Source organism: Methanosarcina barkeri 3 (assembly GCF_000970305.1).
Classification (GTDB): Archaea; Halobacteriota; Methanosarcinia; order Methanosarcinales; family Methanosarcinaceae; genus Methanosarcina; species Methanosarcina barkeri_A.
The window spans coordinates 4,454,166-4,467,066 of record NZ_CP009517.1 but is presented as its reverse complement, the minus strand read 5'-3'; the positions used below and the strand labels follow the sequence as shown (position 1 = coordinate 4,467,066).

At 39.2% G+C, this 12,901-nt stretch carries 11 protein-coding genes; 8 read left to right on the top strand and 3 right to left on the bottom strand.

Annotated features, from left to right (window positions below):
* Positions 1-147: 147 nt before the first annotated feature.
* Positions 148-840 carry an Sjogren's syndrome/scleroderma autoantigen 1 family protein gene (locus MSBR3_RS18305; protein ID WP_048109695.1) on the top strand — a complete coding sequence of 231 codons (693 nt, stop codon included), beginning with the start codon at positions 148-150 and terminating at the stop codon, positions 838-840.
* Between the two features lie 222 nt (positions 841-1,062).
* On the opposite strand, the gene MSBR3_RS20540 is transcribed toward MSBR3_RS18305, so the two are convergent.
* The 3 genes from MSBR3_RS20540 to glyS all read right to left on the bottom strand — a co-directional run bounded on the left by MSBR3_RS20540 (position 1,063) and on the right by glyS (position 6,227).
* A complete protein-coding gene (locus MSBR3_RS20540) occupies positions 1,063-1,260 on the bottom strand; it encodes a hypothetical protein (protein WP_048109693.1) in 198 nt (65 codons plus the stop codon).
* 23 nt (positions 1,261-1,283) lie between these two features.
* Positions 1,284-4,175 (bottom strand): DEAD/DEAH box helicase, encoded by a 2,892-nt coding sequence (locus tag MSBR3_RS18295; protein ID WP_048109692.1) that lies wholly within the window; start codon positions 4,173-4,175, stop codon positions 1,284-1,286.
* A gap of 228 nt (positions 4,176-4,403) precedes the next feature.
* Positions 4,404-6,227, bottom strand: coding sequence for a glycine--tRNA ligase (glyS, locus tag MSBR3_RS18290; RefSeq protein ID WP_048109689.1), 1,824 nt, complete (start codon positions 6,225-6,227; stop codon positions 4,404-4,406).
* 266 nt (positions 6,228-6,493) lie between these two features.
* Here glyS and MSBR3_RS18285 point away from each other — a divergent pair, with 266 nt between their 5' ends.
* The 7 genes from MSBR3_RS18285 (at position 6,494) to MSBR3_RS18250 (ending at position 12,764) form a co-directional block, all read left to right on the top strand.
* Positions 6,494-8,104, top strand: coding sequence for a potassium channel family protein (locus MSBR3_RS18285; RefSeq protein ID WP_196296977.1), 1,611 nt, complete (start codon positions 6,494-6,496; stop codon positions 8,102-8,104).
* 328 nt (positions 8,105-8,432) lie between these two features.
* On the top strand, positions 8,433-9,476 hold the full coding sequence (locus MSBR3_RS18275; RefSeq protein ID WP_048109686.1) for a hypothetical protein: 1,044 nt from the start codon (positions 8,433-8,435) through the stop codon (positions 9,474-9,476).
* Positions 9,469-9,747 carry a hypothetical protein gene (locus MSBR3_RS18270; protein WP_048109685.1) on the top strand — a complete coding sequence of 93 codons (279 nt, stop codon included), beginning with the start codon at positions 9,469-9,471 and terminating at the stop codon, positions 9,745-9,747. Before MSBR3_RS18275 ends, MSBR3_RS18270 begins: the two co-directional genes overlap by 8 nt.
* A gap of 200 nt (positions 9,748-9,947) precedes the next feature.
* On the top strand, positions 9,948-10,268 hold the full coding sequence (locus tag MSBR3_RS18265; protein ID WP_048109683.1) for a nucleotidyltransferase family protein: 321 nt from the start codon (positions 9,948-9,950) through the stop codon (positions 10,266-10,268).
* Positions 10,265-10,624, top strand: coding sequence for a HepT-like ribonuclease domain-containing protein (locus tag MSBR3_RS18260; RefSeq protein WP_048109681.1), 360 nt, complete (start codon positions 10,265-10,267; stop codon positions 10,622-10,624). Before MSBR3_RS18265 ends, MSBR3_RS18260 begins: the two co-directional genes overlap by 4 nt.
* A 544-nt stretch (positions 10,625-11,168) precedes the next feature.
* Positions 11,169-11,357, top strand: a complete 189-nt coding sequence (locus tag MSBR3_RS18255) for a hypothetical protein (RefSeq protein ID WP_048109679.1) — start codon at positions 11,169-11,171, stop codon at positions 11,355-11,357.
* 918 nt (positions 11,358-12,275) lie between these two features.
* Positions 12,276-12,764: a DUF1269 domain-containing protein gene (locus MSBR3_RS18250; RefSeq protein WP_048109677.1), complete on the top strand. Its 489-nt coding sequence runs from the start codon at positions 12,276-12,278 to the stop codon at positions 12,762-12,764.
* Positions 12,765-12,901 lie beyond the last annotated feature (137 nt).

Below are 12,901 nucleotides of genomic sequence, written 5' to 3'. Positions count from 1 at the left end.
CTACTCATTGTGATTCGGTGTTAGTTCCCTTTTTCTAATTTACACAGGACAAAATGGTTTCATAGTACAGCGAGCTATAGGAAAAATTTAATAAAATAAGTGAGAAGCAAATGCATAAGAAACTATGAACAAAGGAAGGTCAGAACTATGGATTCTGAAAAAGATAAAAAAGTAAAGCGAATAGCCCGTTTCCTTGAACTGGGGGGTACAATGCTTGCTGAGCATTGTAAAGTCTGCGGAGCCCCAAAATTCCGTTATCAGGGTAGAGTAATCTGCCCCATATGTGATGTCCAGGAAGAAAAAGAAACCCCGGAACCGGCAGCAGAAGTCCAGGCTCCCGAACCCAGGCCGTCTACAGAAAAAGATAATTCTTCTCTTGAGACTAAAAAGAGAGCCCAGGCACACAGGCAAAAGTCAAGGTTCGGGCTGAGAACCTCTGAAACTGCCGAAGAAGAGGAAAAAGCTGTCGATTCAGTAGAAAAGGAAATTCCCGTATTACCTTCTGAAAAAGAAGAAGCAGGAAGGAAATACCCTGCAGCTTCTAGAGGTTCTACTGTTCCTAGAAGTTCTGTAGTTCCCAGAAGTTCTGCAGTTTCTTCACCTAAAGGTCCTGCAGCTCCTGTAAAGTCTGCACCCTCAGAAAGAACAGAAAAACCGGCAGCATTATCAAAGGTAACTGGAGTCCATAGTGACCGGAAGGTACTGGAAGATCTTCTCTTTAGAAAAATGATTAACATTGCAGATTGCCTTGAGAACGAGACAGACCCGCGTAGGATCGCCGAGGATTTGGAATTAATTGGAAAAGGGCTTGAGCTTATAGAACGCCTGAGGCAATTATAAAGGTAAGAGTAAAGGTAAGGTAGGTAAGAGTAAAGGTAAGGTAGGTAAGAGTAAAGGTAAGGTAGGTAAGAGTAAAGGTAAGGTAGGTAAGAGTAAAGGTAAGGTAGGTAAGAGTAAAGGTAAGGTAGGTAAGAGTAAAGGTAAGGTAGGTAAGAGTAGGTATAAAAAGAAAGAGAAGAACGAAGGAGAAAAGGAGGAGTATAGAGAAACTTGACTTTTTCTTTATCTTTTTCCTTGCTTTTTTTTCGTTACTTCTTTCATTACTTCTTTCATTACTTCTTTCATTACTTTTTTCATTACTTTTTTCATTACTTTTTTCATTACTTTTTTCATTACTTTTTTCATTACTTTTTTCATTACTTTTTTCATTACTTTTTTCATTACTTTTTTCATTACTTTTTTCATTACTTCTTTCGTCACTTTTCCACTATTTTTTTCATCACTTATTCTTTATAGGGGGTTTCAAGTAGCTCTCTAATTTTTGCTGCTCTTTTTGGCCCTATTAATTTTACATTCTTCAGTTCTTTAGCATCAGCTTTCATAATAGCCTCTACTGAGCCAAAGTGTAAAAGAAGGTTTCTTGCAGCTTTCGGCCCAATGTCTGCGATCGCAGACACCAGGTATTCCTGCTGCTCAGTAAGGGTACTGGTTGACTTTTTTCCATGGGGATTGACTTCACGTTTATTTTCCATTTGCTCACGCTTTGCAAGCATTTTTAAAATTGCTGCAGTCTCTTCCTCGTCTCTCGAATATAACAGTGATACTCCAAAATCAATTGAAATAGATACCAGAGAGCCGTAAATAGCATTAGGATTAATTTGCCTGGAAGTAAAAAGTTCTGTTCCTTCAATGATAAGAACAGGCTTTTCGTATACTCTTGTAAGATCCGACAATTGCGCAAAAAGATTACGTTTCCCGTCAACAAGAGAGTTTACAAAGTCATCCGTGCGCTTTCTTTCTACAGCAAGGCGGTCGCTAACAACGTAATCACCAATTTCAAGCGTGGTAAAAATAACTTCTACTCCAAGCTTATCAAGAGTATTAGCAACCCCACTTTTTGCTTCCCTGTAATCCACTACCATTTTCAGGGATTCGGGACTGACTCCTATTTCGGATGCCTCTGCAGCAGTTTCAGGTGCGGATTCCGTTTTCTTTCCGGAAAGAGTTTCAAAATAAACAAATGTTTTTTGTCTTTCTTTGACGTTTTCTTCTTTGCTTTTTTCTTCTTTGCTTTTTTCTTTTTTGCTTTTTTCTTCTTTGCTTTTTTCTTCTTTGCTTTTTTCTTCTCTATTTTTTTCTTCGTTCTTTTGGTTGTTTCCTTTTTCTTTCCCAACTTCACAGTTATCTTCGTTAGTTTCCTCACTCGTCCTGTTGTAGCCTAAGCCTGCGGCCTTATTCCTGCTGTCTATAGTTAAACGCCCACGGTCTACAGTGAAATCTCTAACATCTGCAGCCCTGTTTCCAATATCTGCAAAACTACTACTATCTATAGTTACGTCCTTGTTAATTGCAAGACTATTGCTATCTGTAGCTGCGTCCTTGTTATCTTCAAAAAAGTTGCTATCTACAGCTTTATCCCTGCTATTTACAAAACCACTGAGATTTACAGCCAGATTACTGCTTTCCTGCATTAGATCCTTATTTTCCGGGGTTATATCTTCATTTTCAAAATTGTTATTTATTTTAATCTCATTTTCAGCTTCATTTTGCTCATGATCCGGAATAAAAATTTTGGACTCAAAATCTGAAAGTTTCAAACTCTGCTTTGAGTTTTTAGGCTCAAGAAGGGCTTCAAGCCCATGCATACTATTCAGCATCCTTTTTTCCTTACTCTTACTGCTCCAGTAATATGCTTCGTCACGTGTACCCTTTGTCACCAGTATAATGACTCTGCCTTTATGCTGCCTTCCTGTCCTGCCTTTACGCTGGATGCTCCGAATTTCCGAGGGGATGGGTTCGTAGAATAATACCAGATCCGTGGAAGGAATATCAAGCCCTTCTTCGGCAACTGAGGTAGCTACAAGTACGTTATATTCTCCTGCCCTGAATTTATCAAGAACTTCCACCTGTTGTTTTTGCGTAAGCCCTTTATCCTTACGGCGCGAGGCCTGTCCCACAAAACGGATAGGGACAATTCCTGAAAATCCTGATAGAGCATTTACCACTATCTCTGCTGTGTCCCTATAATTCGTAAAAACAATTACTCTGGAATCAGGACTTCCTTTTAGCTGTTCGGATACGAGTTTCCGCGCAAGCTCGAGTTTAGGATGTTCGACCTCACATTCCTTTACTCTGTAAAGGGTTTTTCTCATATAGAGATCGTCTATCAGTCTTTTTGAAGCCTTGCTTGCACTGCTTGAAGAAGCTTCAGCGTCAAGTTTCTCCAGGTACTTCCTGAGAGGCCCAAGCCCCTGAGTCTCAACCATTTCCACAGCATGGTTAACCTTCACCATTTCGGCAAGCACAGACATGGCAGTAAAAACCGCAGGATCTCCTCCTACCCGGATTTCACCCTGCAATTTCTTCTGGAAAAGCAAGAGATCCTTTTTGGAAACATATTTTCCGCTGCCTGGAGAAAAACCCAGGCCTCTTATGGTTCCGAGCCGGTCATCAAAGATTTTTTCCAGATAACCTCGGATTTCAGCCATTTCTGAAGGAAGCTGGACCTGAAACCATTCTATCTCTTTTTCCTGCACATAAGGACGGACATCCCTATCTTTTTCCGTTTTCACGGAGACATTTTCAACATGTAAAGCCTGGCAGACCTCAGAGATTTTCTCATCCGAACTGCCCGGACTTGCAGTAATTCCGAGCACGTGAGGATTCTTTGCGCTCTCGAAATACTTTTCCGCAATAAAAGTATAAGCGTAATTTCCGACTGCCCTGTGGGCTTCGTCAAAGGTTATGTGGCTTACGTCCTCAAGGCTGATTCGTTTTGTAAGAAGGTCATTTTCAATTACCTGAGGTGTGGAAACTATGACCTTCCCCTGGGCCCAAAGTTTTTCCCGCTCTGCAGGCGCAATGCTCCCCGTAAAAGTCATAACCTCTTCTTCGGGAAGTGCCATCACATTTTTGAAAAAAGTAGCATGCTGCTCTACAAGCGGCTTTGTTGGGGAAAGAATCAGGACTTTTCCTCCAAAGCGCTGAAGCCTGGAAACAATTACAAAAAGAGCTATAATGGTTTTTCCAAGCCCCGTAGGAAGGACAACAAGGCTTGAGCCTTCCAGGGCCTTTCCTGCAAGATTCAACTGATAGAGCCTCTGCTCAACGGTATCGGGTTTTATCAGCGGGTGCTTCATGAACCCAGGTTTTTCAGGAAAAAGACTCTCGTTCATTCTGCTTCGGGATAGTTCGTTTCAGATAAATTAATTTCATATTTTCAGGTAATTGTAATTTCAGGTAATTGTAATTTCAGGTAATTGTAATTTCAGGTAATTGTAATTTCAGGTGATTGTAGTTTCAGGTAATTGTTAATTTTCAGGCAATTGTAATAAGCGTAAAAAACTAAAAACTTTGCTGCAGGCTTTTTAGCCCACAGCTCAGGAACTACCGGTTTTTTAATTTTAGAAGTTAAAGGGTTTGCCCGAGGATTCGAAAGCTTTACCTCTGTAAATAAGCTCATAGAGTGTGTTCTCGATCCCCTGGGCCGGAGCCCTGATCTGACGCATGGAGTCCCTGTCCCTGATAGTCACAGTTCCGTCTTTAAGGGTATCGTAATCTACAGTAACGCAGTAAGGCGTTCCTATTTCGTCGTTTCTCCTGTAGCGACGCCCAATGGTTCCGGAATCATCATAATTGACAAGCAGGGTTTTTTCCCTGAGTTTTGCAATGATATCCTTTGCAGGATCTGCAAGCTCTTTTCGGGTCAAAAGCGGAAGGACTGCAACCTGTACCGGAGCAACCGCACTTGTGAAGTGCATGACAAGACGGTTTTCTTCTTCTCCCTCAGCTTCACCTTCTCCCTTTCCTGCTTCGAACTCCTTTTCAGATTCTTCTGCACCTTTAAGCCCGGAATCGGCGACCTTCTGAGCCACGTTTTCTTCATCATAGGCATGTTCCATGATACCGTAGAAGATTCTGTCTATCCCGTAGGAGGGCTCGATTACATGAGGGATGACGTTTTCTCCGCTGACTTTAACCGTTTCTTCCGCAAAGTCCACTGCATCCGAACCGACTGTCAACTCTTCCCCTTCCACGTTAACTTTAATCTTATCCTTTGAGAGCTCTTCTTCGGAAAGCTGTTTTAAGGCATCTGCTACAGCTTTTGCTTTGCCCTTAAAGACAGGTCCGAGTTTTCCCATGTTCGGCTTTACAACAAAACGAGTTACCATTTTCGGTTCATCATATTCGACATACACGTAAAGCTCGGTCTTGCTGACCCTTGCATGGGCTTTAAGGTCGTAGTCCGTCCTGTCGGCAATTCCAACGATTTCGACCCAGCCGAACCGGTCGGTCTCGATTTCGGCGTCCCAACAGTCAATTGCGTAATGCGCCATCTCATCGGTTAGGTGCTGTCTGAACCTTAGTTTTGCAGGGTCAATTCCAACTTTTGTCAAGAACTCGTTAGTAAGTGCGATATTGTAGCCCAGGACTTCGTGTGCAATGACTCCAGCTTTCACGGCTTCCCTTACAGTCATCCTGAAAGATTCGCCTTTCTCCTGTGCCTTCTGGGAATAAAGTACAAGTTCTTTGTCTGCAAAGCGCTCAAAGTTGGGGTGCTTCTTGTTGCGAGGGTCAACGAAAATTTCGCACTCGGCCTGTGTAAATTCTCTGAGCCGGATTACACCCTGCCTGGGCGCGATCTCGTTCCTGTAAGATTTCCCGATCTGCACAGCCCCAAAAGGCAGCTTGTCTCTGTAGAACCGGGACAGCCTCTGGAAATCTACAAACATACCCTGCGCTGTTTCCGGCCTGAGGTATCCCTGCCTTCCAGTCCCTGGTCCGATTGTGGTTTTGAACATCAGATTAAATTCGTAAGCATCGCCGAATTCTCCACCGCATTCCGGGCATCGAATTTCATTTTCTTTTATAACCTTTGTGAGCTCTTCTGCACTCAAGGTCCCTGCAGCTTCCATGACGTTTTGTACAAGGTGATCAGCTCGGAATGCCTCTTTACAGTTCATGCACTCGCACAATGGGTCTGAAAAACCTCCAACATGCCCGGACGCGATAAAGACTTCCTCAATCCCGATTGTCGGGCACTCGATTTCCATAAACCCTTCCTGGATCACATAAAACTCTCTCCAGGTCTGCTCAATCCGCCTCTTCAGCGTGCTCCCAAGAGGCCCGTAATCATAAAATCCGCGGCTTCCGCCATACAGCTCAAAAGAGTTCCACAAGAACCCCCGGCGTTTAGCCAGCTCGAATACCTTCTCGTATTTGTCCATATTATAAATCCTCGTGAAATTGATTGGGGAATATCAGATAATTGTAAAGCTTTGACTCGTCCGAAATACTAGATGGATAACGGCATTCATTATATTAAATTTGCACTGCTTGGAGGCAGATTGGGATTTATATATGATTATAGGTACAGATCAAGAAATCAATAATACTGCAAAAAGCCGAGACAAAAAATTTTCCATAATTCTTGAAATTTCAATATGAGTAATTTCACAAAATTTAATAGGTAAAATACCAAAAAATGTGTCAAATGAAATGCCAAAAATTGTTTTTCTGGACTTTGTTATCATTTTTCGTGCTTACTTTCATGCCAATGGTCTGTCTGGCAGATGAATATAGAGAAATCCAGGCCAGTAAAATTTTAAATCAAATTGAAAAAGGAGAAGATGTAAACCTTACAAATTGCCGTATAATTGGAGAGTTCAATTTAAATGAAATTAAGCTTGAAAATGTTCCGACTCCAAAATATAATGAATTAAAGTATAATGAATCATTAAAATCTGGATACTGCTACAGTGAAGGGTTTTTGGAACCTAAAAATATAAAAGTTATTAAAAGCAACATCATAATACATAACTCGATTTTTGAAAATAATCTAGATTTCTCAAACTGCCTATTTACTAAATCTTTTTCCTTTGTTAACGTAAATTGTTCTTCAGCAGCTAATTTCAGAACTACTACCTTTGGTGACTCTGCTGTTTTTGGGGAATGTAATTTTGATAGTTTTGCAGATTTTTCTTTTACTACTTTTGGTGATTATGCAAATTTTATGGGATCTACCTTTGGTGATTATGCTTATTTTTCTTTTGCCACTTTTGGTAATTCTGCCAATTTTATGAAATCTATATTTGGTAATTCTGCCTATTTCTCTTCTTCCACTTTTGGTAGTTCTGCCAATTTTTCTCTAGCTACTTTTGGCGATTCTGCCTCTTTTCAGCATTCTATTTTTGGCGATTCTGCCAATTTTATGAAATCTACCTTTGGTGATTATACCGACTTTACGTACTCTACTTTTGGCGATTCTGCTGCTTTCGTTTTTGCTACTTTCGGCGATTATGCCAATTTTCGGTATTCTACTTTTGGCGATTCTGCTTCTTTTTCTTATTCTGCTTTTGACGATTCTGCCTTTTTTGAGGAAGTTAGTTTTAGCAATACTTCCTACTTTCAATGGGCAAATTTTGATGACGCTGTCGATTTCTCAGGCACTCTATTTAATGAAGTTACATTAAATGGTACTGATTTCAAAGAAATGCGGGTTAGTTGGAATTCGCTTGAGAACTCACTTGTTTTTGATGGACCAACCTATGTAAAGTTAATACAAAACTTCCGAAGCCTTGAACAGTTCGAAGATGCAGACGCTGCCTACTACCAATATAGAAAATGCTGCCAAGCAGAAAAATCATGGACTCCTTTTTCTAAAGAAGGTTCAAAATGGTGCGATATACTAATGTGGTTTACCTGTGGATATGGTGTAAAACCATTTCGTTCGTTTCACTTAGGTGGTTTAATCGTTTTGTTATTCTCTTTTATTTATCTAGGTTTTCCTATTGCTTCTTGGCGTAATAGAAAAAATGCGGAGAGCGCTCAAAAATCGATAATTAAAACTCTATTAAGCTTGATTCCTAAAATTGATTGGCCAAATCCTGGTATTTCTAGATTATCGGACAATAATGATTCGAACCAAAAAGTAACCTTCTGGGATAGCTTTTATTTCAGTATGGTAACCTTTACTACAGTTGGATACGGTGACTGGTATCCTAAAGATAATTTCAGAAAATGGGTTATGTTTGAAGGGTTTTTAGGTTGGGTGACTCTAGGTTTATTCTTGGTAACTTTAACGAATGTAATGATGAGACCGTAATTTCAGGAGGTTCAGTTACTTTTAAGGAAACGAACAACAAAGAATTGTTAATGCAAAACCTGAATCTCAAACTTGAACTCTCAACAAAATGCCTCATATCTCTCCAAGGAATTCTCTCCGAGCCCTACTACCTAATAATCCGCGATGCCACTTTGTTTAAATTCAATTACAGCGTAGAAGTTTTCTCGAAACTCTTGAAAGACTACCTCTTTGTCCATGAAGGATTCATCAGTAAGCTCCCCACTCTCGCATCATGATTTTTACATAAAACCCTTATATCAAAAAACTAATATATGCCTTTAAAATTCAGGATTATGAGGTAGGTTGCATGGTCAAGGCTTTCGAGGAACGGAAATTATCATTTTCAATCAACGGAGAAGAAAAAATACCTGCAATCGAAATGGTTAGTGCTATACAACACATCCAAAACATTATTTTCCATCTGGGTGACTATTTTTATGGAAATCCAAGCCGTCCGAAAGGGGATTTTCCGCAGGTTATCAAAGATTCATGTACCCTTTTTGTAACGAATATAGAGATGGGTAGTGTTCACGCCGAAATGCAAATAGGCGACTCTCAAGTTGGTATAACAGAGTTGGGAACATTAGGTGAGAGGGCAATTTGTGCAACAAACGAGTTAATTGAAGCTCTTTCCCACAAAGATGTTTCAAAAGAAGAATTGGGTGAAATAATTAAAGACCCTCATAGGTTAAACAAAGTTTTGAAAGAGTTCTATTTAATGTGGCCTGACCCGCAGTCGAAAAGAAGTCTAACTTTCGGTTTTTCAGGGAAAGTTGAAGAAAAACTAAATCCAGAACAAAAAGAAGTAATACAATCCATGTTGCACAAACCTGTTGAAGAATATGAAAAAGAAGTTTTTGGAAGGGTTTATGAACTGAGGGTCGATAAAAACAGAAGAATTCAAATCGACACTCCAGAAGGGCCAATTGATTGTAATTTCACTGCGGATATCGAAGATGATATCAAAGATACTATTGGAAGCATTGTTACCATACGTGGTGTAATGAAGCCTTTTAAAGGCAAGTTTGTTTTAAGTATTGACAGTGAAGCATCTATTGAAAGAAATCCACAATATTATCTTACCTCAATTAAAAGAGATGAGATTGAAGTGAAATTGAAGGAAGAAGTTCCAATTGACATTGAGTTTGAGGATGATTGTTATATAGCTTCAAACGATGACCTAGGGCTTCTGGCTGTTCAACCAAAAATGAAGCTTTTGATTGAGGAACTCAGAGGACAGCTTAACGTTCTGTGGCAAGAATATGTACTTGTCGATGAGGAAGAGTTGGCACCAAGCGGCAAAGATCTGAGGGAGATGTTAATTTCAATTGTAGGTGCTCAAAATGTCTAAATATAAAGTAAAAGACATTGAGTCTTCTTTATCTAAAAAGGGGTTTCAGCTTCAAAATTCTCATCACAAATTGTACACATATTATGTCGATGGAACCAAAACAGGAATTCATACTTTTATAAGCCACGGAAAAGATGAATATGGTGACAAGCTATTAAGCAAAATGAGAAATCAACTTAAGTTATCACATCAACAGTTTGATGACCTGATTCGATGTCCTTTATCTAAAGAAGAATTAAATAAGATCTATTCCAAAAACGGAAATATTTGATTCTCTTTTAGTCTTTTTTGTCGTTTTGAGTACTTTTCTAATTTCTCACTTATCAGGGTTTTTATATTCAACCGTGTCGGGCGTGGGATAATACAGGTTTAAGACGACTATTATTGCTGCCCGATTTTTAATTTTTTGATCTTTTACACCTTATATCGGTTTCAAGACAAATATTTAAAGATTGAAGTCGAGTACTTATTATGGCAGAAGACAGTTCTATTGCCTCCTCCAGAGATGCTGTTCGATTCAGGGCTATTTTGCGTCATCATCTGCCGGAAATTTCCAGGAAGTATAAAGTTAGTTATCTCGGGATTTTTGGTTCTTATATTCGCGGGGAACAAAAGCCTGAGAGTGATCTTGATATTCTGGTTGAGTTTGATGAAGCTCCCGGTTTTTTTGAGTACATTCAACTTGAGGATTACCTCAGTGAAATTCTTGGTGTGAAAGTGGATCTTGTGATGAAATCTGCCCTGAAATCTGCTATTGGGAAGCATATCCTTGAGGAAGTTGTAGCAGTATGAATGAAAAAACAGAATTTCGAGATTATTTATCAGATATCATTGATGCCATAGAGAAAATAGAATATTTCACCCGAGACATCTCTTTTGAGGAATTTATAGAAGATGATATGAGAGTTTTTGCTGTGGTTAGGGCTCTGGAAATCATAGGGGAAGCTGCAAAAAACGTTTCCCCTAACATAAAAACAAATTATCCTTCCGTCCCCTGGAAAGAGATGGCAAGAACACGTGACAAGCTAATACATTCCTACTTTGGTGTGGATCTCAATGTTGTATGGAGGACGGTTAGTAGCAATTTACCTCCTTTAAAAGATCAAATTTCTGAGATTCTTAAAGACTTGGAAAGTTCAATATCCTGATTTCTTTGCTAATCCATGTTTTTGATTTTTGATTCTGGGAACTGCCGTTTATTCCTTTTCTTTTGTCTGATATGGATTTTTTTCGCTCTATCCTGTTTTGTAGGGCGCAGGAAATAGACTTAGGAACACTTTTTATTGCCTTATTTTCTCGATATTTGGGTTAGATAATCCAACTTGAATTTATAATTTGACCCTTCTCGTAATTAATGCTCAGGCTTTATCTCATGTCCATCGACTAAAATGTTAATCAGGGCATCTGAATATTATTTACGTGTTCATATAAAATTATCTCATACAGGGTCAACAACTTTTAATATCACAAGCTTCTAAAGCTAGAGTCGGTGGGGTAAATAATGCATTTTCGACATGAAGATGCCTCTTTGAGATAACGTCGGATAGTGTATGCTATGCAGGGTACTTTTGAACATAAAGTGCCTGTTTGAGATCTCGTTGGATTTTATAGGGTACGTACTCAGAGTAATTTCTAACAGGAATGCTTTGAGACAATATTAGATAGAATACATTATGAGTGGGGTTTAACAAAATGCTATCAAAGAGTTTAAAAGAAATCGTAAGATCCGTAAAGGAAAAAAGAGTTTTACATTCGGAAAAGCTTATAGAAACGACTCACTGGCTCCATAATCTGGAGTTTCTGGTCGTAAGAGTCATGATGTTTGCCATAGGTGTTCACCACCTCTATGTGTACACCGTGAAAACCGTGTTCGGAGTTTAATCTATTAACTCAGTTTCACAGGTAGGCTAATTCCTTTCGGATACGAAAAACTGCTTGCCACCAGAAAAACGATTTCCGGGTCAAAGTTGGGGAGCTCCCGGTGGGGAGGTGGCAGTGATTATCTAAAATTAAGAGGAAGATTGCCATTGCCTAGCATGATCTGAACTCATGTAACTCAACAAGAAATCTCAAACATAAAACCCGGACCGCAAAAGCACATCGCTTTTCAAGTTTGGGCTATTAGGCTTTGCTTGTTAATTGCATATGCCTATTCTGAAAGGAGGATTGGTACTAATTATCTAGTCCTCCAGCTATATTCAAACACCAGATGACTTATTTAGTGCCCTTGTTTGATACCTCACCGGTTTCAAATGTCATCTGGTTAAAGAATTTCTTTCAGGTCTCAGAGAATTTCTTTCAGGTTTCAAAAAACTGCTAGAATTGCTATCAAGTCATAAAGAACTTATCAGGTATCAAAGAACTACTATCAGGTCATAAAGAACCTATCAAGTCATAAAAACTCTTTAAAATATTATTCCTAACATATTTTTGTCATCTTATTTTTAATATTCTCCAAGATTATTTATTAAGTACGTAAAACATATATAATATACTGCAATTATTATACTATAACTTCTGCGATAGCCAAACAGGGAAACCTGCGTTTTCAGAAGGAGGGATATGGGTCAGTGAACCGAAGGTTATCCAGGGTTGTAAGTAGAAATAGCAAAGTCCTTAGCTCTGAGTTTATGTTATCGTTAATAGATAAAAACTTCATAGAACGTTATCGAGGCTTTTGTTTCCTCTGGTAAGCTGTTTTCTGTTGGATCTAAGAATGGTAATTTACTACTCTTAAACTAAGGCTATCAAGCTCATGTTTTTTGTATAAGCTAAAAACTAAAAGGAGATTCCTGAATTATGAGTGAGCTAATAGTTTTTGCATTTCCGAACGAGAAAGGTGCATCTGAAATGGATGAAGCCATTAACCGGCTTAAAAAAGAGCAATTAATCACCCTCGATGATGCCGCAATCGTTGTTCGCAATCATGATGGCAAGGTCAAGGTCAAGCAGGCTGTAGACCTTGTAGGTACAGGTACTGTAGGTGGAGCTTTCTGGGGTATGCTAATAGGACTGCTTTTCTGGATGCCCTGGCTCGGAATGGCAGTTGGTGCCATCACAGGTGCAATTGCAGGGAAATTGACCGATTACGGAATAAACGACGACTTCATCCATGAAGTTGCTGAAACCATCGAGCCAGGAGGATCTGCTCTTTTTCTGTTGATTTCAAAGTGGACTGAGGACAAGGTCCTTGATCAGCTCGCTACGTTTAATCCAAAAGTAGTGCGTACTTCCCTTTCCAAAGAAGAAGAACATAAACTTAAAGCTGCCTTTGGTGCTGGAGAATAATTGAAAATTATATGCAACTAATACTATGCAACTAATACTATGCAACTAATACTATGCAAATAATCCAGGCAGTCTAAAATAAAATTTTTAATATTATTGATGATTTCTCTGTTAATAAATTTCTATGGGAATTAGTT

Excerpts from the sequence above, each read along its gene's own strand:
- MSBR3_RS18265 (WP_048109683.1), top strand. The coding sequence starts at position 9,948 with ATGGCAGAAGACAGTTCTATTGCCTCCTCCAGAGATGCTGTTCGATTC.
- glyS (WP_048109689.1), bottom strand. The coding sequence starts at position 6,227 with ATGGACAAATACGAGAAGGTATTCGAGCTGGCTAAACGCCGGGGGTTC.
- MSBR3_RS18305 (WP_048109695.1), top strand. The coding sequence starts at position 148 with ATGGATTCTGAAAAAGATAAAAAAGTAAAGCGAATAGCCCGTTTCCTT.
- MSBR3_RS18285 (WP_196296977.1), top strand. The coding sequence starts at position 6,494 with ATGAAATGCCAAAAATTGTTTTTCTGGACTTTGTTATCATTTTTCGTG.
- MSBR3_RS18270 (WP_048109685.1), top strand. The coding sequence starts at position 9,469 with ATGTCTAAATATAAAGTAAAAGACATTGAGTCTTCTTTATCTAAAAAG.
- MSBR3_RS18275 (WP_048109686.1), top strand. The coding sequence starts at position 8,433 with ATGGTCAAGGCTTTCGAGGAACGGAAATTATCATTTTCAATCAACGGA.
- MSBR3_RS18255 (WP_048109679.1), top strand. The coding sequence starts at position 11,169 with ATGCTATCAAAGAGTTTAAAAGAAATCGTAAGATCCGTAAAGGAAAAA.
- MSBR3_RS18295 (WP_048109692.1), bottom strand. The coding sequence starts at position 4,175 with ATGAACGAGAGTCTTTTTCCTGAAAAACCTGGGTTCATGAAGCACCCG.
- MSBR3_RS18250 (WP_048109677.1), top strand. The coding sequence starts at position 12,276 with ATGAGTGAGCTAATAGTTTTTGCATTTCCGAACGAGAAAGGTGCATCT.
- MSBR3_RS18260 (WP_048109681.1), top strand. The coding sequence starts at position 10,265 with ATGAATGAAAAAACAGAATTTCGAGATTATTTATCAGATATCATTGAT.